Annotated in this window: 19 protein-coding genes; 12 read left to right on the forward strand and 7 right to left on the reverse strand. The window is 64.0% G+C overall.

The annotated features are described in order from the left end of the window. Positions 1–72 precede the first annotated feature (72 nt). The 6 genes from GGR36_RS11020 (at position 73) to GGR36_RS11045 (ending at position 7,571) form a co-directional block, all read left to right on the forward strand. A complete protein-coding gene (locus tag GGR36_RS11020; RefSeq protein ID WP_183634639.1) occupies positions 73–729 on the forward strand; it encodes a TetR/AcrR family transcriptional regulator in 657 nt (218 codons plus the stop codon). Continuing rightward, positions 726–1,823: an efflux RND transporter periplasmic adaptor subunit gene (locus tag GGR36_RS11025; protein ID WP_183634640.1), complete on the forward strand. Its 1,098-nt coding sequence runs from the start codon at positions 726–728 to the stop codon at positions 1,821–1,823. Before GGR36_RS11020 ends, GGR36_RS11025 begins: the two co-directional genes overlap by 4 nt. Then, complete coding sequence (locus GGR36_RS11030; protein WP_183634641.1) at positions 1,820–4,972, forward strand: efflux RND transporter permease subunit; 3,153 nt, start codon at positions 1,820–1,822, stop codon at positions 4,970–4,972. The genes GGR36_RS11025 and GGR36_RS11030 overlap by 4 nt, the downstream gene beginning before the upstream one ends. Before the next feature lie 125 nt (positions 4,973–5,097). After that, positions 5,098–5,748, forward strand: a complete 651-nt coding sequence (locus GGR36_RS11035) for a protein-L-isoaspartate O-methyltransferase family protein (protein ID WP_183634642.1) — start codon at positions 5,098–5,100, stop codon at positions 5,746–5,748. Continuing rightward, positions 5,748–6,071, forward strand: coding sequence for a rhodanese-like domain-containing protein (locus tag GGR36_RS11040; protein ID WP_183634643.1), 324 nt, complete (start codon positions 5,748–5,750; stop codon positions 6,069–6,071). The genes GGR36_RS11035 and GGR36_RS11040 overlap by 1 nt, the downstream gene beginning before the upstream one ends. Positions 6,072–6,086: 15 nt before the next feature. Then, the gene (locus GGR36_RS11045; protein WP_183634644.1) at positions 6,087–7,571 is read left to right on the forward strand and encodes a TolC family outer membrane protein; all 1,485 of its coding nucleotides are present in this window, start codon (positions 6,087–6,089) and stop codon (positions 7,569–7,571) included. Between the two features lie 51 nt (positions 7,572–7,622). On the opposite strand, the gene waaA is transcribed toward GGR36_RS11045, so the two are convergent. Both waaA and waaC read right to left on the reverse strand, forming a co-directional pair. Then, on the reverse strand, positions 7,623–8,885 hold the full coding sequence (waaA, locus tag GGR36_RS11050) for a lipid IV(A) 3-deoxy-D-manno-octulosonic acid transferase (protein ID WP_183634983.1): 1,263 nt from the start codon (positions 8,883–8,885) through the stop codon (positions 7,623–7,625). After that, a complete protein-coding gene (gene waaC / locus GGR36_RS11055) occupies positions 8,882–9,841 on the reverse strand; it encodes a lipopolysaccharide heptosyltransferase I (protein WP_183634645.1) in 960 nt (319 codons plus the stop codon). The genes waaA and waaC overlap by 4 nt, the downstream gene beginning before the upstream one ends. Positions 9,842–9,913: 72 nt before the next feature. On the opposite strand from waaC, the gene GGR36_RS11060 reads away from it, so the two are divergent. Together GGR36_RS11060 and GGR36_RS11065 are read left to right on the forward strand one after the other, a co-directional pair. Then, on the forward strand, positions 9,914–10,687 hold the full coding sequence (locus tag GGR36_RS11060) for a glycosyltransferase family 2 protein (protein ID WP_183634646.1): 774 nt from the start codon (positions 9,914–9,916) through the stop codon (positions 10,685–10,687). Positions 10,688–10,709: 22 nt separating this feature from the next. Then, positions 10,710–11,534, forward strand: coding sequence for a symmetrical bis(5'-nucleosyl)-tetraphosphatase (locus GGR36_RS11065; protein WP_221229524.1), 825 nt, complete (start codon positions 10,710–10,712; stop codon positions 11,532–11,534). Positions 11,535–11,663: 129 nt separating this feature from the next. On the opposite strand, the gene efp is transcribed toward GGR36_RS11065, so the two are convergent. From efp to GGR36_RS11090, 5 genes are all read right to left on the reverse strand, one after another. After that, on the reverse strand, positions 11,664–12,221 hold the full coding sequence (efp, locus tag GGR36_RS11070) for an elongation factor P (protein ID WP_183634647.1): 558 nt from the start codon (positions 12,219–12,221) through the stop codon (positions 11,664–11,666). A gap of 59 nt (positions 12,222–12,280) precedes the next feature. After that, entirely contained in the window at positions 12,281–13,420 is a 1,140-nt protein-coding gene (earP, locus tag GGR36_RS11075; protein ID WP_183634648.1) for an elongation factor P maturation arginine rhamnosyltransferase EarP, read from the reverse strand. A gap of 67 nt (positions 13,421–13,487) precedes the next feature. After that, on the reverse strand, positions 13,488–14,030 hold the full coding sequence (locus GGR36_RS11080) for a GNAT family N-acetyltransferase (protein ID WP_183634649.1): 543 nt from the start codon (positions 14,028–14,030) through the stop codon (positions 13,488–13,490). Then, on the reverse strand, positions 14,027–15,316 hold the full coding sequence (locus GGR36_RS11085; RefSeq protein ID WP_183634650.1) for an MFS transporter: 1,290 nt from the start codon (positions 15,314–15,316) through the stop codon (positions 14,027–14,029). The genes GGR36_RS11080 and GGR36_RS11085 overlap by 4 nt, the downstream gene beginning before the upstream one ends. Positions 15,317–15,475: 159 nt before the next feature. Next, positions 15,476–15,625 carry a hypothetical protein gene (locus GGR36_RS11090; protein ID WP_183634651.1) on the reverse strand — a complete coding sequence of 50 codons (150 nt, stop codon included), beginning with the start codon at positions 15,623–15,625 and terminating at the stop codon, positions 15,476–15,478. 206 nt (positions 15,626–15,831) lie between these two features. Between GGR36_RS11090 and GGR36_RS11095 the strand changes: the two genes are divergently transcribed. The 4 genes from GGR36_RS11095 to xerD all read left to right on the forward strand — a co-directional run bounded on the left by GGR36_RS11095 (position 15,832) and on the right by xerD (position 19,393). Next, complete coding sequence (locus tag GGR36_RS11095) at positions 15,832–17,103, forward strand: glutamate-5-semialdehyde dehydrogenase (RefSeq protein WP_183634985.1); 1,272 nt, start codon at positions 15,832–15,834, stop codon at positions 17,101–17,103. A gap of 147 nt (positions 17,104–17,250) precedes the next feature. After that, the gene (locus GGR36_RS11100; RefSeq protein WP_207064240.1) at positions 17,251–17,826 is read left to right on the forward strand and encodes a chalcone isomerase family protein; all 576 of its coding nucleotides are present in this window, start codon (positions 17,251–17,253) and stop codon (positions 17,824–17,826) included. Between the two features lie 221 nt (positions 17,827–18,047). Beyond that, the gene (locus GGR36_RS11105) at positions 18,048–18,491 is read left to right on the forward strand and encodes a methylated-DNA--[protein]-cysteine S-methyltransferase (RefSeq protein ID WP_244971061.1); all 444 of its coding nucleotides are present in this window, start codon (positions 18,048–18,050) and stop codon (positions 18,489–18,491) included. After that, positions 18,458–19,393, forward strand: a complete 936-nt coding sequence (gene xerD / locus GGR36_RS11110; protein WP_420847492.1) for a site-specific tyrosine recombinase XerD — start codon at positions 18,458–18,460, stop codon at positions 19,391–19,393. The genes GGR36_RS11105 and xerD overlap by 34 nt, the downstream gene beginning before the upstream one ends. Positions 19,394–19,466: the final 73 nt, after the last annotated feature.

Raw genomic sequence — 19,466 nt, forward strand, 5'->3', positions numbered from 1 at the left:
AGCGACGTCTAAATTACTGACCAGTTAGTCAGTTTTGCTGTCCGCAAGCGGAACGAGGGTGGGGCCCTATCCATGAAGGCGTTATCAAAAGCGGCGGAGCCGTTGAGGCAGCGGCGGAAGCAGGCGCGCCCGAGCGAACTCTCGGCGGCGGCGCTTGAGCTGTTTGTCGAGAAAGGTTTCGCGGCTACCCGGCTCGACGAAATCGCGGGACGGGCGGGGGTGTCGAAGGGCACGCTGTATCTTTACTTCGATAGCAAGGAAGCGCTGTTCACCGCGGTGATCCGTGACGGGATTCTGCCGCTGATCGAGGCCGCCGAAGCGCAGTTGTCCGGCATGCTCGATGATCCAGAGGGCATGCTGCGTGCCATCCTGTTTGCGTGGTGGGACAACGTCGGCGCAACCGCACTGGGTGGCATCCCCAAGGTGATGATTGCCGAAGCGATGAACTTCCCGGATGTGGCGCGCTTCTACCACGAGAATGTGATCCAGCGCGGCCGGCGACTGGTCGAAACGGCGCTGAAGACAGGTATCGATCAGGGGCGATTCCGGCCGATCAACATCGAACAAACCGCCTCGCTTTTCTTTGTTCCGGCCATGCATGTCGCCGTCTGGCGCAATTCGCTGGCGTTCTGCGAGGTCTGCCAACAGGACCCGCGGGAGTTTCTAGAGAACTTCCTCGAAATTTTCTTGCGCGGCCTTCGCGCCACCGAGAAAGGAATCCCCGAATGAAATCGCGCACGATACTGGCGCTGTGCGGCGTCGCCTGCCTGTCGCTGGCCGGCTGCTCCCGCGAAACGCCGCCACAGGATAACGTCCGCCCCGCAGTGGTCAGGACGGTGAGCCTTGCCGACACCTCGCAGCTCTCGGTTTACGCCGGCGAAGTCCGCGCCCGGCACGAAGCGGACCTTGCCTTCCGGGTTGGGGGCAAAGTGGTCGAACGGGTGGTCACGCTTGGCGCTCGGGTCAAGAAGGGCGACCTGATCGCGCGTATCGATCCGCAAGATGTCGAACTGAATGCGGAGGCGGCCAAACAGCAAGTGATCGCGGCTTCTGCTGATCTTGCGCTCGCAAAAGCAGAATTCGATCGCACCAAGTCGCTTGCCGACCAGCACTTCGTCAGCGGTTCGGTACTCGACCAGCGTCGTGCCAGCCTGCTCGCGGCGCAGGCACGCTTGCAACAAGCGCGCGCCCAGGCCGACGTGGCGAGCAACCAGTCTGGCTACTCGCGGCTGCTCGCCGATCGCGATGGTGCGATCACCGCGACGCCGGTCGACGCCGGCCAGGTGGTATCGGCCGGGCAAGCGGTAGTGCGCATCGCAGCTTCGAACGAACGCGAAATCCTGATCTACGTGCCCGAACAGCGCATCAACACCGTGGTTGCCGGCACGGCGGTTGCGGTGCGGCCCTGGGCCGCGCAAGACCAGGTCTTCAACGGGGTAGTCCGGGAAGTGGCTGCGTCAGCGGATACCGCCACCCGCACCTATTCGGTACGCATCTCGGTACCCAAGGCTGACGACAAGCTGGCGCTTGGCGCCACCGCCGCGGTGGTGTTCCCGACGACGCAGAAGTCCCGCGTGATCCTCCCGCATGGCGCGCTCGTCCAACAAGGCGGTGCGTCGAGCGTATGGGTTGTGGGCAGTGACAACGTGGCAAGGGCGCGGCCGGTCGCGGTGGGCGCCTGGCGGGAAGACGGCGCGTTGATCGAAGGCGGCCTCGCGAACGGCGATCGCGTGATCGTCGTCGGTGCGCACCGCATTACGGCTGGCGACAAGGTCAAACCGGTACCGGAAGCGACTCCGGTCGCGCTGGACGGCAAGCGATGAAGCGCTTCAACCTTTCCGATTGGGGCCTGCGCCATCAGGCGCTGGTGCTCTACCTGATGGTCGTGCTGACCGTCGTGGGCCTGGCGTCCTACACCCACCTCGGCCAGTCCGAAGACCCGCCCTTCACCTTCAAGGTCATGGTGATCCGCACCAACTGGCCGGGCGCCAGCGCGACCGAGGTGGAAGAGCAGGTCACCGACAAGATCGAGAAGAAGGTTCAGGAACTCGGCGCGACCGACTTCATCCGCAGCTACTCCAAGCCCGGTGAGTCGCAGGTCTTCCTGATCTTCAAGGACTCGACCAACTCCAGCAAGATGCCGGAGCTGTTCTATCAGGTCCGCAAACGCATCGGCGACATCCGCTACATGCTGCCAAGCGGCGTGCAGGGGCCCTACTTCAATGACGAGTTCGGCGACACCTTCGGCAATATCTTCGCGCTCGTCGGTGACGGCCTGCCCTATGCCGAACTCAAGCGCTACGCCGAAACGATTCGCGGCGAACTGCTCAAGGTCCCCGACGTTGCCAAGGTCGATTTCTTCGGCGAGCAGGAACAGCGCGTCTATATCGAGTTCTCGAACCCGAAACTGGCCACGCTGGGGCTCGACATCCGCACGGTGATCGACGCGATCGTCGGCCAGAACGCCAAGACCCCCGCGGGCTATTACGAGCTGGTCGATGAGCGCATTTTCCTGCGCCCCACAGGCCAGTTCGAAAACCTCGACACGATCCGCGAACTGCCGATCCGCGCCGGCGGCCGCAGCTTCCGCCTCGGCGACGTCGCCGAGATCAAGCGCGGCTACATCGACCCGCCCAGCAACAAGATGCGCTTCATGGGGCACGAAGCCTTCGGGATCGGCATCGTCATGCGCGCCGGCGGCGACATCATCTCGCTTGGCCATCACCTCGATCAGGCGGTCGAACGCATCGACAAACAGCTCCCGGTCGGCGTAAGGCTGGAGCGGGTCGCGGACCAGCCGCATGCGGTCTCGCGCGGGGTGGCTGAATTCGTCCGCTCGCTCGCCGAAGCGGTCATCATCGTGCTCGCCGTGAGCCTGCTGTCGCTTGGCCTGCGCACCGGGATAGTCGTTGCGATTTCGATTCCGGTGGTGCTCGCAATCACCTTCCTGTTCATGTTCCAGTTCGAGATCGGCCTGCACAAGATTTCGCTCGGCGCACTGATACTGGCGCTGGGCCTGCTGGTCGACGACGCGATCATTGCGGTCGAAATGATGGCAACGAAGATGGAACAAGGCTGGGATCGCGCCAAGGCGGCGAGTTTCGCCTACACCTCGACCGCAATGCCGATGCTGTCCGGCACGCTGGTCACCGCCGCCGGCTTCCTGCCGATCGCGACCGCACAATCAAGCACGGGCGAATACACGCGCTCGATCTTCCAGGTGACGGTGATCGCTCTGCTGATTTCCTGGGTCGCGGCAGTGCTTTTCGTGCCCTACATCGGCTACCACCTGCTCCCGGATTTTGCCGCGGCCAATGGCAAGCCCAGTGTGTTCAACCGTCTGCTCGCGCGCTTTGCACCCGACCTGGCCGCGCGCCTGCATGCTCGCGCCTTGCAACACCAGGGCATCCATGGCGAAGAGGCGATTTACCACTCCGGCTTCTACCGGCGTTTCAGGGTGGCGGTGGAATGGTGTGTGCGTTTCCGCTGGGTGACGATTGCCGCAACGCTGGGCGCGTTCGTGCTCGCGATCTGGGCTTTCAAGTTCGTGCCGCAGCAGTTCTTCCCCGACTCGACCCGGCCGGAGCTTCTGATCGACCTGCGTCTCGCTCAGGGGGCGTCGTATCAGGCGGCGGAACGTGCAGTGAAGCGGGTCGAGTCCATCCTCGCCAAGGAACCCGGCATCGAGAACTACGTCGCCTACGTCGGCACCGGCAGCCCACGCTTCTACCTGCCACTCGATCAACAGTTACCGCAGGCCAACTTCGCCCAGTTCGTCGTGCTGACCAAAGGCATCGCCGAACGCGAAGCACTGCGCGGCAAGATGATCAAACTGTTCGAGAACGACTTCGGCGAATTGCGCGCCTCGCTCAATCGCCTGGAGAACGGCCCGCCGGTAGGGTTCCCGGTGCAGTTCCGCGTCAGCGGTCCGGACCATGCGACGGCTCACAAGATCGCCGACCAGGTCGCACAGATCATGCGCAAGAACCCTGACCTCGCCAACGTCCAGAAAGACTGGGACGAAGCCTCGAAAGTGGTGAAAGTGCATGTGGATGCCGAGAAGGCGCGGCTACTCGGCCTTTCGGCGCAGGACGTGGCGAACTTCCTGAACACCTCGGTCAACGGGCAGAACATCAGCGAACTGCGCGAAGGCACCGAGACTATCCAGATCACGGTGCGCGGTGCGCCGATCGAACGTGAGCACCTCTCGCTGCTGTCCGAGTTGATGCTGCCGACCGGCAGCGGACGTGGTGTGCCGCTGACCCAGGTTGCAACGATGGAGTACAGCTTCGAGCCGGGCATCGTATGGCGCCGCGACCGCGTCCCGACAGTATCGGTGCGCGGCAATCTCTACGGCACCGTGCAGCCGGCCACTGTCACCGCGCAACTCGAACCGGAAATCAACAAGCTGCGCGCCAGTCTGCCGCTGGGTTATCACATCGACATTGGCGGTTCGGTCGAAGAAAGCGCCAAGGGCGGCAAGTCGGTTGCCGCTGGCATGCCGCTCTTCCTGCTGGTGGTGCTGACGGTGCTGATGGTGCAGTTGCAGAGCTTCTCGCGCGTGGCAATGGTGGTGCTGACCGCACCGCTGGGCATGATCGGGGTCACCGTTTCGCTGCTGGCATTCAACAAGCCCTTCGGCTTCGTGGCGATGCTCGGCACGATCGCGCTGTCGGGCATGATCATGCGTAACTCGGTGATCCTCGTCGATCAGATCAGGCAGGATCTGCAAGGTGGCCGCACGGCGTGGGAGGCGATCATCGAATCCACCGTAAGGCGCTTCCGCCCGATCATGCTGACGGCAGCCGCTGCGATCCTCGCGATGATCCCGCTCACCCGCAGCGCGTTCTTCGGGCCGATGGCGGTGGCGATCATGGGCGGCCTGGCAGTCGCGACAGTGCTCACGTTGCTCTTCCTGCCAGCGCTCTACGCCGCGTGGTATCGCATCCCCGCGCCGGCGCGCAAGGGATGAACGCCGTGTGTATCAAAGCGCTCCGATCGCTACCAAACGTTACATTGGCCGGGTTTGCCCGCCATGGCTGGGCTAGAATTGGCCACCGCACGCATTGAATTCAAGGCATTGTCGAGGAGCAAGAAATGGATTTCGAGCAGGCACGCTTCAACATGGTCGAACAGCAGATCCGGCCTTGGGACGTACTGGACATGGAGGTGCTCGACACCCTGATGGCCGTCAAACGCGAGTACTTTGTGCCTGAGGCCTACCGCAAACTCGCCTTCTCCGACGTCGCGATCCCCTTGCCCGGCGGCGCCTCGATGCTGGAACCGAAGATCGAAGCCAAGGTGCTGCAGGCTGTCGCCCTCAAGAAGACCGACAAGGTGCTTGAGATCGGCACCGGCTCTGGACACATGGCAGCACTGCTGGCGGCACGTGCCGACTGGGTCCGCTCGATCGAGATCGACCCCGCACTTGCCAGCCTGGCTGCTGCAAACCTCGCACGCGCCGGCATCGAGAACGTCATCGTCGAAGAAGGTGACGGCGCTTCGGGCTGGGCGGAACGCGGCCCGTACGACGTGATCGTCCTCTCCGGCGGCGTGAAGGAAGTGCCGCAGTCCATCCTGGCGCAACTCAAGCCCAACGGTCGCCTGCTGGCATTCGTCGGCGAAGCACCTGTCATGTCGGCCGTGCTGACGGTCGCAACCGCAGATGGGCAGTACCGGAGCGAAAAGCTCTTCGAGACCCTGGTACCGCCGCTGCGCGTACCGGCCAAATCGACTTTTGCGTTCTGATGAACCAGATTTCACCGCGCGAGCTGGCGGCGTGGCTGGCCGACGAGTCACGCCCGGCGCCGTTTCTGCTCGATGTGCGCGAGCCATGGGAATTCGAGCGCTGTCACATCGAGAACGCACACTTGATGCCGATGGCCAGCGTGCCGATGCGGGCGGAGGAGCTCGATCCGGACGCCCCCACAGTTGTCATCTGTCACCACGGCGGTCGCAGCATGCAGGTCGCCCTTTTTCTTGAACGGCACGGGCTCAGCCACGTGTTCAACCTTGCCGGCGGCGTCGCCGGCTGGGCTGACCAGGTCGACCCGGCCATGCCCCGATATTGACGGAGTGATCCATTCATGAAGCGAGTGCTCAGCATTGCGATCGCGAGCCTTTTTGCCGGCGCGGCCCATTCGGCCGATCTGATGCAGGTGTATCGCGATGCGCTCGAAAACGACGCTCAGTTCGCTTCGGCCCGTGCCAGCGCGGAAGCCGGGCGCGAGCGCAAGGCACAAGGCCTCTCGGGACTGCTGCCGCAGGTAGGTGCCTCTGCGGGGACCCAGTACAACGATACCAATCGCGACCTGCCCGCGCCGCCCATCTCCGGTCGCTACAACAGCAACAACTGGGGCGTGAAACTCACCCAGCCGGTCTTCCGCCTGCAAAACTGGTACCAGTACCGTGAAGGCGAGCTTGCCGCAGCCGTGTCGGAATTGCAGGCGAAAAGCGCCCAGCAGGATCTGATCGTGCGCGTTGCCAGTGCGTATTTCGATCTGCTCAATTCCCAGGAAACCCTGGCCAGCATCGAAGCGCAGAAGGCCGCCAACCTGCAGCAGCTGGAACTGGCGCGCAAGAGCTTCGAGGTCGGTACCACGACGATCACCGATGTGCACGAGGCCCAGTCACGCTTCGACCTCACCGTCGCGCGCGAAGCGGCCGCCCGCGCAGACGTGATCGTCAAGACCCAATCGCTGCGCCAGATCACCGGCAAGGATCAGGGTGCGCTCGCCCCGCTGCGCGAAGGCGTGCGCTTCGAGCAGCCGCAACCCAACGACATGAGCCAGTGGGCGAACAATGCCGCTGACGGCAACCTCGCCGCCCAGCAGGCGCAACTCGCGTCCGAGATCGCCGACCGAGAAGTGTCCAGCGCCCGCTCGGGCCACCTGCCCACTGCGGACGTCGTCGCCCAGTATGGTCACACCTACACCGGCGCCATCGGCAACATCATTGCATCCGAGGCGAAGGTGAATTCGGGCTCGATCGGCGTGCAGATCAGCGTGCCGATTTTCGCCGGCGGCTACACCCAGTCAAAAGTACGCGAGGCGGTATCGCTGCGCGAAAAGGCGCGCGCCGACCTCGAGAACGCACGGCGCAGCGCGACACTCGGCGCGCAGCAGGCTTACCTTGGCGTCACCAGCGGCATCGCACAGGTCGCCGGTTACGAAGCCGCGCTGGTGTCGTCGAAGAGCGCCGTCGAGTCCAACAAGCTCGGCTACCAGGTCGGCGTGCGGATCAACATCGACGTCCTCAACGCCGAGACCCAGTACTACGAAACCTTCCGCCAGCTCGCCCGCGCGCGTTACGACACTGCGCTGGCCCAGCTCAAGCTCAAGAGCGCCGCAGGCACGCTGAGCGAAGAAGACGTCAAGACCATCAACGCTTTGCTCGACCCGGCCGCCGCGGGGCGCCCGATCGTCGTTCCGGATACGACGCCGCAGCCGATCGGCAAGGACGCCGCTGCGAGCGAGACGAAGAAGGAAACCACGACTGAGCCGGTCGCGAAAAAGCGCGGCACACCCGCGCCGACGAAGAAGGCGACCGAGAAACCTGCAAAGGCAAACTGATCGGTTCGACGTCCGTCGATACTCAAGGGGCCCTGTCTGACAGGGCCCCTTTCATTTGGGCGGCAAGGATTCGATCAACGCGAGGGTGGCTTCGAGCGCACCGCGGTGATGGGCACTGAAAGCGCGCCCGGCCGCGCCGATCTGCGCGCGACGGGGCGCGTCGTCGAGAAGGCTCATGGCCGTGCGCATCGCCTCGTCGAGGTCACCGCAACGGATCGCGGCGCCCGCGGCAATCGCATCCACCGTCGCTTGCGCGAAGTTGAACGTGTGCGGCCCGACCAGGGCAGGCACCCCGACCGCACAGGCCTCGATCAGGTTGTGGCCACCCAGCGGCGCCCAGCTGCCACCGACAATCGCCACGTCACTGGCTGCGTAGTAGGCGAACATTTCTCCCATGCTGTCGCCGAGCCAGACGCGGGTATCGGCGGACACGACGGTCGTCACGCTGCGTCGCTCGCAAGTGAGACCGCGCTGCGCGATCAATTGGGCCACTTCGTCAAAGCGTTGCGGGTGTCGCGGTACCAGCACCAGCAGAACGCCGGGCCGCGCATGACGCAGAAAAGCATCCAGCAAGGGCGCCTCTTCGCCAGCCCGGGTGTTGCTGGCCACCAGGACCGGGCGCCGGCCGAAACTGCCGCGAAAGGCCGCTGCAAGCGCGAGCTGCGCCTGCGGTGGATCGATCTCGAACTTCAGGTTGCCGGTGATCGCCACACGACTCGCGCCCATCGCAAACAGCCGCTGGGCATCCGCATCGGTCTGCGCGCCGCAAGCGGCAAGATCAGAAAAGACGCTGCGCCCAAAACCACCCAAGCGACGATAGCCACGCGCGGAGCGCTCGGACAGCCGGGCGTTGGCGAGCAGCACCGGCACACCCGCACGCCGCGCACCGCGCAACAGATTCGGCCATACCTCGGTTTCCATCAGCACTCCGAATGCCGGACGAAAGTGCGCGAGGAAACGCCGCACGCATCCCGGCGTGTCGTAGGGCAGGTAGGCGATCCGCACCCGCGCTTCGCCGCCGAACAGTTCCACCGCGGTCGCGCGCCCGGTCGGCGTCATTTGCGTCAACAGCAGGTGATGCGTCGGGTAGTGGTCGAGCAAGGCGCGCACCAGCGGCTGGGCCGCGCGTGTTTCGCCGACGGACACCGCATGCACCCACATCAGGGGCGCCACCACCGGGGCAGCGTGATAGCCGAGGCGTTCGCCAAGATTGCGCAGATACTCGGGCTGGCGCCGCGCGCGCCAGAGCAGGCGGACCAGAATCAATGGCGCACCAAGGTACCAGGTGAGCGTGTAGAGCGCGCGCCCGATCATGCGACCCACGGCGCGAGCGATTGAAGGACCTGCGCGACGCCGGGGCATTGCCCCTTGCCGCCGAGGTTGATCGCGTTGCGTCCGCCTGCGACCCCGTTCGCCCCCGGCTCGGTTGCGATGTAGATCGCGACCACCGGCACCTTCAAGGCCGCGGCCAGGTGTGAAAGCCCCGTATCCACGCCGACCACGCACTGGGCGCGTTCGAGCAGCGTCGCCAAGGCATCGAGCGGCATCCGTGGTGCGACCGTGGCATGCGGCAACGCGGCCGCGATGCGCGTCGCGCGTGTGCGCTCGGCGTCGCTGCCCGCCGGTAACACGCAGTGCAGGCCGCGCCGGTTCAGCGCGCGCCCCAGTTCGATCCAGTTCGGTTCAGGCCAGAGCTTTTCGTCGCGACTTGTCGCCGTGAGCAACACCGAGTAGGGCTCTTCCGGCCGCCAGGCGTCTTCCGCCGGATCCGGCGCGCGGATGCCGTAGTCGAGCGGCAGGTCGAGGCGATAGTCGAACACCGCCGCGGTGAGTCGCCGGTTGCGTTCGACGGCATGCATCTGCCAGGAAACACGATACTTGTTGGCATAGAAACGCGTCGCAAACGGCTCGCGCGCGCTATCCGGCATGTAACCGGCGACCGGTGCGCCGGCCATGCGCGCCAATAGCGCGCTCTTGAGCAAGCCCTGTGCGTCGATCACCTTTTCGTAACGCGCAAGCTTGAGCGTATCGCGAAAGGTGCCGAACTCGCGCCAGGTCGACAGCGACAACAAGCGTTTGCGCCAGCTGCGCAGCGCGACCGGGATCACACGCCGCACACCGGGGTGCAGTCGCGCGAGCGGCGCGAACGGTGCCTCCACCACCCAGTCGACCGCAAGATCCGGCACGCGCGCGTGCAGATCGGTCACCGCCGGCAGGTACTGGATGACGTCGCCCATTGACGACGTCTTGACGATCAGGATTTCGCGCATGCCCGCGATTATTCAGGCACGCGGCGCCGGCGGCAAATCGCAAGCCACGGGGCGCCGCCTATAATGGCGCGCATGAGCGAACGCCAAGCCCTCTCGGCCGTCCTGATCACCCGCGATTGCGCGCCCACGCTGGGCGCAACACTCGCTTCGCTGGCCTTCTGCGACGAGATTGTCGTGGTCGATTCCGGCAGTTCCGACAACACCTGCGACCTCGCCCGGCGCGCTGGCGCAAGGGTGATCCATCAGGACTGGCTCGGCTTCGGGCCGCAGAAGCAGTTTGCGGTCGAACAGTCGAGCCACGACTGGGTGTTGTGCGTGGATGGCGACGAGATCATCACGCCCGCCCTGCAGCAGGAAATCACGCAGGAACTCGCCGCCCCCTCGCACCGCGCTTTCGAGTTCCCGCGCTGCAACCGCTTCCTTGGGCGCTACCTGCGCCACGGCGAGGGTTATCCGGATCTGTCGCTGCGCCTGTTCGACCGGCGCCATGCGCGCTGGTCCGACGACCAGGTGCATGAAAAGGTGATCACGTTGGGCGATGTCGGGCGGCTCAAGAACGACATGCTGCATCACTCGGAAGAGAGCCTTGAGTCTTACCTCGCCAAACAGAATCGCTACACCACGCTGGCGGCCGAGGCGCTGGTGACCGAAGGTTTCGAGCCGAGCGCCGCCAAGCTGTGGGTCAGCCCGATCTTCCGCTTTCTCAAGTTCTACATCGTTCGCCGCGGTTTTCTGGATGGCGGCGCCGGACTGGTGCACATCGGGATCGGGTGCTTCAACAGTTTCATCAAGTACGCCAAGGTGATCGAGATTCGCTCGACCGGGCGGGACTCGCGGCGCCCATGATGGCGAAAGGACATCCGCAATCATGAGGTTGGCCATCGGCGACCTGCAGGGTCAGATCGCACCGCTTGAGCGTCTGCTCGACGCCGCTGCCTTCGATGCGGCAAGCGACCAGTTGTGGCTGACCGGCGATCTGGTCAACCGCGGCCAGGACAACGCCGCGGTACTGCGCCGGGTGCGCGATTTGGGCGACAGTGCGGTCACCGTGCTGGGAAATCATGATTTCTATCTGCTCGCAGTCGCGAGCGGTGCCATGCGCCGCGGCGCCGATGACACGCTGGACGACATCCTCAATGCGCCCGACCGCGAAGCCCTGCTCGACTGGCTACGCTTCCGGCCCTTGATGCATGTTGCCGACGGATTCGCGATGGTGCACGCGGGCTTGCTGCCCGGATGGAGCATTTCACAGGCACGTCTGCTCGCCCACGAAGTGGAAGGCGCGCTGCAGGGGCCGCACTGGAAGATCTTTCTGCAGAACCTATGGGGCAGCCAGCCCTTGGCGTGGGACGAAAAGCTGGAAGGCTGGGATCGCCTGCGCGTGATCGTGAACGCCATGTGCCGCATGCGCATGTGCAGTATCGACGGCGAGATGGCGCTCAAGCACAAGGGGCCGATCGATGCGGCCCCGGCCGGTGTGCTGCCGTGGTTCGCCGTGCCAAAACGCCGCAGCAAGACGCACACCGTGGTCTGTGGCCACTGGTCGGCGCTGGGCTATTACGCCGACGACGGCATCCTGGCGCTCGACACCGGTTGCGTGTGGGGCGGCTGCCTTACCGGCGTGTGGCTCGAAAGCGGAGCACGTGTTGAAGTGAAGTGCGATCAGACCGCCGCGCCGTCCGGCTGGGACTAGCCGTCCAGATTCGCCCGGCACGCCCGCAGCGACGCGGTTGATGACAGCACGGCACGCAACGCCTGCGGTGCGAAGCACAAAACAAAAGGGCCCCGCGGGGCCCTTTTTGCTGCAACAACAACCGGCAGATTACTTGACGCGGTTCTTGTATTCGTCGGTACGGGTGTCGATTTCGATCTTGTCACCGATTTCAACGAAGGCCGGCACCGGCAGCTCGAAACCGGTCGAGATCTTGGCCGGCTTCATGACCTTGCCCGAGGTGTCGCCCTTGACGGCCGGCTCGGTGTAGATCACTTCACGTACCACGCTGTTCGGCAGTTCAACCGAGATCGCCTTGCCTTCGTAGAACACCACTTCCAGCGGCATGCCGTCGACCAGGTACTTGAGCGCTTCGGTCATGTTCTCGGCTTCGACTTCGTACTGGTTGTACTCGGCGTCCATGAACACATACATCGGGTCAGCGAAGTACGAGTAGGTCACTTCCTTGCGATCCAGCGTCACGACATCGAACTTGTCGTCAGCGCGGTACACGGTTTCCGAACCCGAGCCGGTCAGCAGGTTCTTGAATTTCATCTTCACGACGGACGCGTTGCGGCCGGACTTGCTGTATTCGGCTTTCTGGACGACGAGCGGCTCGGAGCCGACCATCACGACATTGCCGGCACGGAGTTCTTGGGCGGTTTTCATCGGGGCACCTGATATAACGGAAAAAGGCGCCAACCGGCGCCATCAACATGGATAACTTACTATTTTAACTTGGTTTTTGTGAACTGCGCCAGCACGCTGGCAAGATCAGGCGCGGCGGCCTGCTGCGCGCACCAGGCGTCTGCGTGCGCGTTCAAGCTCGGCAGCGCCGCCCCAAAATCTGCCCACGCCTGCGTCATGTCCGCCCCCGCATTCCAGGCGTGTTGGATCCGCCGCACCGCCGCCGCATCGGGCTGCGCCAGCCCTTCGACGTAGCGGTCGAGAAAGGCATCCAGCTTGACCAGGTGCGCCGCGTCATCCTGCGGGTAGATGTGCCAGATGAACGGCCGGCCGGCCCATTGGGCGCGCACGAACGAATCTTCGCCGCGCACGAAGTTCAGATCGCAGGACCACAGCAGGCGGTCATAAGCGGGCTGATCCACGAAGGCCAGCGGTGCGAGCGTCAGATTGCCGCGACGCACCGCCCCGCCGGTTTCGAGGGGCTGCCCGAGCCACTGCGCCACCGATTGCCAGATACGCCCTTCCGGCACACCGCACCAGACCGCGCGGCCGCCTTCCGCCCATGTCGCCAGCAAGGACGCAACGGCGGGGTTCTCGTAAGCGAACAGCGAGACGCGCAATGCCTCGGGCGCCGGCGCGTCGGTACCGAGCAACGCCCAGTTTTCCGCCTGCGCCGCCGCATCAGCGCGGAAGCGCTCGCGCGCCTCGATCAAGCCGGCTTCGCGCAGCAGTCCGCCGGTCTTAGCGGTGAACCCGGGGTAAAAGAAGAATTCGGTCAACGCCAAGCGCGGATGCGGAGACGGCAAAAGGTGGCAACCCTCAACCCAGTCCTCCGCAGACAGGTATTCGAGCGTAATCCACACCGGCGGGCGGGCACGGGCCGCCATTGCGGCCAGGTAGGCCTCAGGCAGCCGGCAAGTGAAGCCCGCGACGACCACATCGGCCAACGCTTCGGGGACCGAGCCAGGGCGCCAGTGGCATACGACAACCCCGGGCTGCGGCGTACCGCCATCGTCAGCGCACATGCCGAGCAAACGGCGGCAACTCGCCAGATCATCGACCCACAGCCGCACCTCGGCGCGATGCTCGCTGGCCAATTGCCGCGCCAGACGCCAGCAGACGCCGATGTCACCGTAGTTGTCGATGACCGTGCAGAAGATGTCCCAACGCCACTCAGTCATGGTGCGGATTGTCGCATCCGCGGCGCCGGCCCGCAGGAACGGGATCGACGCCGCGGATGACCGTGCTTCAAGCGTGGTTCGCCGCCACCGCCGGCGCCGTCCAGGGCTTGATGCCCCGCAGTCTGGCCATGCGGTAGACGTCGACCAGCACGCCGTGGCGCAGAGCAAAGCCGCGCGAGCAGCCCTCGGTATCAAAACCGTGGCGGCGGTACAGCGCAATTGCCGCCACGTTATCAACGAACACCTCGAGCTCGATCCGCGCGACGCCCAGCCAGTTGTCGCTCAGATCCATCGCCGCCGCCATCAACTGCTTGCCGACGCCGCGGCGCTGCCAGTCGTCGCGCACCGCAATGACCAGCCGCGCGCAGTGTGCACGGCGTGCCGGCGCCTGCGGCATGACGATCACGGCACCGACTGGTTCACCGTCGACGCAGCCGAGCAGCCAGTGATCGCCGCCGGGCTCCGCGAGCTGACGTCGGTAACGTTCGACGCCGTTGTAGGGGGTATTGAAGGTCCCTGCAGCCGCAGCCGGCGTCGTCATGATCGCGTGCACCGCACGCCAGTCCTCGGGCTCTGCCGCCCGGACCTGGATGACTTTCTCTTTTTTCATTTCATCACTCCTTGTTCGGACAACTCATAAATCGCTTCCGGCTCCACCCGGGTCGCCGGCATCCAGCGGGCGGCGCCCAACGCCAGCAGCGAACCGAGCACGGCGACGCCGAAAAGCGTGCCATGCAGACCCACCGCATCGCCCATGCGCCCCGCCACTGCCGAGCCAATCGGTGCGGCCGAGACGCTCAGAAAGCGCATGGTCGCCGTCATGCGGCCGAGCATCGCGTCGGGCGTGACCTGCTGGCGCAGGCTGATGTAGGTGATCGAATACATCGTTGCGCCAAAGTCGATCACCAGCATCGCCAGCCCGGCGCCGAGCGCGGTGAACAGCCAGCCCGGCTGCATCGCGGCATAGGCGCCATACCCCAGACCGCAGAGCAGATAGCCCAGGATCAGCGTTGGTCGTGCGCCGCGCGTGCGCTCAAGCCGATGCGCGCCTGCGGCGCCAAGCAGCGCGCCCAGCGCCCCGAGCGTGTTGATCAACGCCAGATCCTTCGCGCTCAGGTGCAGCTCGCGCGTCGCGAACAGCACGTACAGCGCACGAAAGCTGTCGAAGAGCATGATCCACACCGCCGCCGCAACGGCCAACGAGCGCAGCAGCGGGTTGCGCCACACCATGCGCAGGCCCTCCGCGACTTCCGGCCACATCGGGCGAGGCTCGGTCACCACCGGCGGGTCGTCACGCCGTATCGACAGCACCAGCACGCCCGAGAGCAGGAAGCCGCAAGCATCCAACGTGATCGCCAGCGGCGCGCCCACCGCATCCACCACGATCGCGGCCAATGCCGGGCCGACAATACCGGCGATCGAACCGGCGCCGGACAGCTTGCTGTTGGCTTCAACCAGGCGATCCCGCCCGACCAGCTGGGTAATGAACACCTGCATCGCGGTGCCACCGATCGCAAACGTGCAGCCAATGATGAAGCCCGCCACATACAGCACAGGCAACGACAACACGCCCAGCAAATAGGCCACCGGAACCAGCGCCAAGGCGGCCGCCCCGAGGAAATCGAACGTGGCCGACAAGCGCTTCTTGCGCGACCTATCGACCCACACCCCGGCCGGCAAGCTGAACAACGCAAACGGGAGCAACTCGCAGGCGGCGAGGATGCCCATCTGTGTCGCGCTGGCGTTGAGCAACTGCACTGCCGTCAGCGGCAATGCCATTTGTGAAACCGTGGCCCCGAGCGTCGCGAGCGTGCTGGCGAGAAACAGCCGCATGTAATCGCGATGCCGCCAGAGGCTGCCCTCGGGGGCGAGGGCGCGCATCCAGTACGCAAACATTCTTATTCTCCTGGCGACCGGATCACGGCACGCCGTCGAGATTCGCGCAACGCGGATAGCGTCACGCGCACATCACACAGTGCGGGAGGGAATTGAGACTTTTGGCCAGTGCCTGCTGTCGTTCCCGCCCACTTGGAGTGGCGGGAACGAAGCCCGCCGCTAGCTAGTCAGGGACAGATGGGTGCACGGTGCGTAGCCAATACCGGCCACGTTCACAGCACAACCCATAAAGCCGGATCGGAGGGCGAGCATGCGCACGCCGCCGGCGTTGGGGCCGGTTTTTTTGGCGATGTCGTTGAACTTGCGCATAGGTCGCTCCTTGGGGAACGGGATTGAACAAAAAGTGCTTTGCATTCTGTCGGTGACGATATGCATGCGTCAACCCGGCGTGTATCGGAGTGTTGCATTCCGCACGCAGGCCCTTACGCCACACATTTGTTGCGAATCGGCGCATCGCCCGCGCACCGGGGAGTCGAAGGCTAGAATGCTTGTTTGCTTTCGCAGCTGATCACGTCATGGATATCAAGAGCTACATGCAGACCGTGGGCCGCCAGGCTCGCAGCGCTTCGCGCGCAATGGCGGCGGCGTCCACCGCCGCGAAAAACGGCGCTCTGAACGAGATCGCACGCCTCATCCGCGACCGCGCTGAATCCCTGCTCGCCGCGAATGCACGCGACCTTGAACAGGCCCGTGCCGACGGCTTGGAGCCGGCCATGATCGACCGCCTGACGCTCACACCAAAAACCGTCGAATCGATGGCTACGGGCCTGGAGCAGATCGCCGCCCTGCCCGACCCGGTCGGCGAAATCACCGACATGAAACGCCGCCCGACCGGCATCCAGGTCGGCAAGATGCGCGTACCGCTGGGTGTCGTCGGCATCATTTACGAAGCACGCCCGAACGTGACCGCCGACGCTGCCGGCCTGTGCCTCAAAAGCGGCAATGCGGCAATCCTGCGCGGCGGCAAGGAAGCGCTGCATTGCAATCAAGCGATCGCGGCATGCGTGCGCGACGGCCTTGCCCATGCTGGCCTGCCGGAAAATGCGGTGCAAGTGATCGACACCACGGACAGAGCGGCGGTGGGCGAACTGATCACGATGCCGGAGTTTGTAGACGTCATCGTGCCGCGTGGCGGCAAAGGGTTGATCGAACGCATTTCGCGCGATGCGCGCGTGCCCGTGATCAAACACTTGGACGGCAATTGCCATGTCTACGTGGATACTGACGCCGACATGGACAAGGCGCTTCGGATCGCGGACAACGCGAAAACCCACCGCTACGGCACCTGCAACACCGCCGAGTCGTTACTGGTCGCGCAGTCTGTCGCGGCCGAGTTTCTGCCGCGCATTGGCCGCATTTACGCCGAGAAAGGCGTCGAGATGCGCTGCTGCCCGGAATCCCGTGCAATTTTGGAATCGGCAGGGCTATCCGGCATCAAGGACGCAACCGAAGAGGATTTCCGCACCGAATTCCTCGCGCCGATCATTGCGATCTGCACCGTGCCCGGTGTGGACGAAGCGATCACGCATATCAACGCCTACTCGTCCCAGCACACCGAGGCCATCGTCACCGAGAACTACACACGCGCCATGCGCTTCATTCGTGAGGTGGATTCGAGTTCGGTGATGATCAATGCGTCGACACGATTTGCGGATGGCTTTGAATACGGCCTCGGCGCGGAGATTGGCATTTCGACCGACAAGATCCACGCGCGCGGCCCGGTCGGGCTCGAAGGGCTCACAAGCCAGAAGTGGGTGGTATTCGGCAACGGCGAAGTGCGCAGCTGAAGCCGTGCCCGCGCGGGATGGCCTGAACGCTTCAAACCCTCCCGCGCGGAGGGTTTGTTTTTGGTACGCCATGCCGTACGCTTCGGTACGGCAAACATCGCCGGCCGGCTGCGGCCGCGTCATTAAATCAACAAGAGGAGACAACTTATGCTGAAGCGAATTCTGGCCACGCTGGCGCTTTCAATGGCCTTGGCCACACCGACACTGGCCGCCGTCGATGTTTCCGGCGTCAAATTCGAGGACAAGGTCAGCGCCAGCGGCACGGAACTGGTCCTGAACGGCGCCGGGCTGCGCAAGAAAGTCTTTTTCAAGGTCTACGCCATCGGGCTTTACCTGCCCGCCAAGGCGGACAACGCCAGCGCGGTTCTCGGCGCCAAGGGCGTCAAGCGCATCCATATCGTAACGCTGCGTGACCTTTCCGCCGAACAACTCTCCGAAGCGCTGGAAAAAGGCGTCGAAGACAACACCTCGGCCGCCGATATGGCCAAGATCAAGCCGCGCCTCGAAGAGTTTCGCGCCAACCTTCTCGCAATGGGCAAGGTGCCCGAGAAGAGCGACATCAAGATCGAGTGGACCGGCAGCGCCACACGCGTTCTGATGAATGATGCCGCCAAGGGCAAAGACATCCAGGGCGACGACTTCTACACCGCGCTGCTCCGGATCTGGTTTGGCGACAAACCGGTCCAGGCCGACCTCAAAGACGCATTGATCGGGAAGAAGTAAGTTCGCGATCTGGGTGTTTTTCACATTTATCTACCCAAGAATGCAGACATGCTGCTATATTCCGCGCAAATAACAGTTTCATCGCTCTTGGGGTAGAGAGCATAGGCCGGCGGTGCGCAAGCACCACCGGCTTTTTCTTGTGCCAAACGACGCGCGGCCGCACATTGCCCGAACCGCAACCCTCGATGGACGCCACCCGCTCTTTCGCTGCGATCCTGGAGATGCCGACCTGCAAGCTCGGTGTAGCGACATCCTGCGCGCGGATCTCCGGTCTCGTATTCCTGCCGCCCGACACCGCCCTGAGCGCCCCTGCGGATGCTGCCGCATCGCAGTTCAAGGCCGCATTCGACGCCTACCTTTCTTGCGACAGCGACCTCACCGGCATCGCGATCAGCATTGCAGGCACTGCATTCCAACAGCGAGTCTGGGCGGCCATATCGGCGATCCCGCGCGGACAAATCCGCCGCTATGGCGAACTCGCAACACAATTGAGCAGCGCAGCGCGTGCCGTCGGGCAGGCATGTGGCGCCAATCCCCTTCCGCTCATCATTCCATGTCATCGCGTGTTGGGACGAAATGGGATCGGCGGATTCGCCAATCATTCGGACGGCTGGCTGATCGAAACAAAACGCTGGCTGCTTTGGCGCGAAGGCGTTCTCGCGTGAGTAATCCATCGGAAGGTGCCGACGTCGAAATCGACGCATTCTGTGAAACGCTGTGGCTGCAAGACGGGCTCGCGCAAAACACGCTCAGCGCCTACAGAAGCGATTTGAAGGCATGCGCGAACTGGCTCGCGGCAAAAGGCCAGCAGCTCCCGGACGCCACGGGCGCGGACTTGCAAGCCTATTTCCAGAGCGTTGCAGCTAACATCAAGCCGTCAAGCCAGCGACGCATGCTTGCAACGCTGCGGCGGTTTTTCCGGCACCTGCTCGCGGAAGGCAGGATCCGGATTGACCCGACGCTCGACCTGGCTTCACCCGCAAAAGCACAGCGCATTCCCAAGACACTTTCGGAACGGCAAGTCGAAGACTTGCTCGGCGCGCCAGACATCGACACACCGCTCGGTCTGCGTGACCGCGCCATGCTCGAGACACTGTATGCCACCGGATTGCGCGTGTCCGAACTGGTGGCCATTCGAATGACGGAACTTGACTTGCGCGCCGGTCTGGTGCGCCTGTTCGGAAAGGGCTCGAAGGAGCGTATCGTGCCGGTGGGGGAAATTGCGCTGGAATGGATCCAGCGCTACACGCTCAATTCTCGCCCTGTGCTGCTTGGCGCTCGCACAGCGTCGGAATTGTTCGTCACGCAGCGCGCCGAGGCAATGACCCGCCAGCGTTTCTGGAACATCGTGAAACACCACGCCGTCACTGCGAGCATTGCGCAGGATCGCATTTCGCCGCATGTACTGCGCCACGCCTTTGCCACCCATCTGCTCAATCACGGGGCCGATTTACGCGTGGTTCAAATGCTGCTCGGCCACGCCGACATTTCGACCACTCAGGTCTATACACATGTGGCGAGAGAGCGCCTCAAGCGTCTGCATGCCGATCACCACCCCAGAGGCTGATGCCTTCCGCGTTTCGACGAAGGAAACGCAATCCAATTCCCCCAATTGAGATTGCTTTATCTGCGGAATTGCA

The organism is Niveibacterium umoris, assembly GCF_014197015.1.
GTDB lineage: Bacteria > Pseudomonadota > Gammaproteobacteria > Burkholderiales > Rhodocyclaceae > Niveibacterium > Niveibacterium umoris.

Excerpts from the sequence above, each read along its gene's own strand:
- GGR36_RS11020 (WP_183634639.1), top strand. The coding sequence starts at position 73 with ATGAAGGCGTTATCAAAAGCGGCGGAGCCGTTGAGGCAGCGGCGGAAG.
- GGR36_RS11025 (WP_183634640.1), top strand. The coding sequence starts at position 726 with ATGAAATCGCGCACGATACTGGCGCTGTGCGGCGTCGCCTGCCTGTCG.
- GGR36_RS11030 (WP_183634641.1), top strand. The coding sequence starts at position 1,820 with ATGAAGCGCTTCAACCTTTCCGATTGGGGCCTGCGCCATCAGGCGCTG.
- GGR36_RS11035 (WP_183634642.1), top strand. The coding sequence starts at position 5,098 with ATGGATTTCGAGCAGGCACGCTTCAACATGGTCGAACAGCAGATCCGG.
- GGR36_RS11040 (WP_183634643.1), top strand. The coding sequence starts at position 5,748 with ATGAACCAGATTTCACCGCGCGAGCTGGCGGCGTGGCTGGCCGACGAG.
- GGR36_RS11045 (WP_183634644.1), top strand. The coding sequence starts at position 6,087 with ATGAAGCGAGTGCTCAGCATTGCGATCGCGAGCCTTTTTGCCGGCGCG.
- waaA (WP_183634983.1), bottom strand. The coding sequence starts at position 8,885 with ATGATCGGGCGCGCGCTCTACACGCTCACCTGGTACCTTGGTGCGCCA.
- waaC (WP_183634645.1), bottom strand. The coding sequence starts at position 9,841 with ATGCGCGAAATCCTGATCGTCAAGACGTCGTCAATGGGCGACGTCATC.
- GGR36_RS11060 (WP_183634646.1), top strand. The coding sequence starts at position 9,914 with ATGAGCGAACGCCAAGCCCTCTCGGCCGTCCTGATCACCCGCGATTGC.
- GGR36_RS11065 (WP_221229524.1), top strand. The coding sequence starts at position 10,710 with ATGAGGTTGGCCATCGGCGACCTGCAGGGTCAGATCGCACCGCTTGAG.
- efp (WP_183634647.1), bottom strand. The coding sequence starts at position 12,221 with ATGAAAACCGCCCAAGAACTCCGTGCCGGCAATGTCGTGATGGTCGGC.
- earP (WP_183634648.1), bottom strand. The coding sequence starts at position 13,420 with ATGACTGAGTGGCGTTGGGACATCTTCTGCACGGTCATCGACAACTAC.
- GGR36_RS11080 (WP_183634649.1), bottom strand. The coding sequence starts at position 14,030 with ATGAAAAAAGAGAAAGTCATCCAGGTCCGGGCGGCAGAGCCCGAGGAC.
- GGR36_RS11085 (WP_183634650.1), bottom strand. The coding sequence starts at position 15,316 with ATGTTTGCGTACTGGATGCGCGCCCTCGCCCCCGAGGGCAGCCTCTGG.
- GGR36_RS11090 (WP_183634651.1), bottom strand. The coding sequence starts at position 15,625 with ATGCGCAAGTTCAACGACATCGCCAAAAAAACCGGCCCCAACGCCGGC.
- GGR36_RS11095 (WP_183634985.1), top strand. The coding sequence starts at position 15,832 with ATGGATATCAAGAGCTACATGCAGACCGTGGGCCGCCAGGCTCGCAGC.
- GGR36_RS11100 (WP_207064240.1), top strand. The coding sequence starts at position 17,251 with ATGCTGAAGCGAATTCTGGCCACGCTGGCGCTTTCAATGGCCTTGGCC.
- GGR36_RS11105 (WP_244971061.1), top strand. The coding sequence starts at position 18,048 with ATGCCGACCTGCAAGCTCGGTGTAGCGACATCCTGCGCGCGGATCTCC.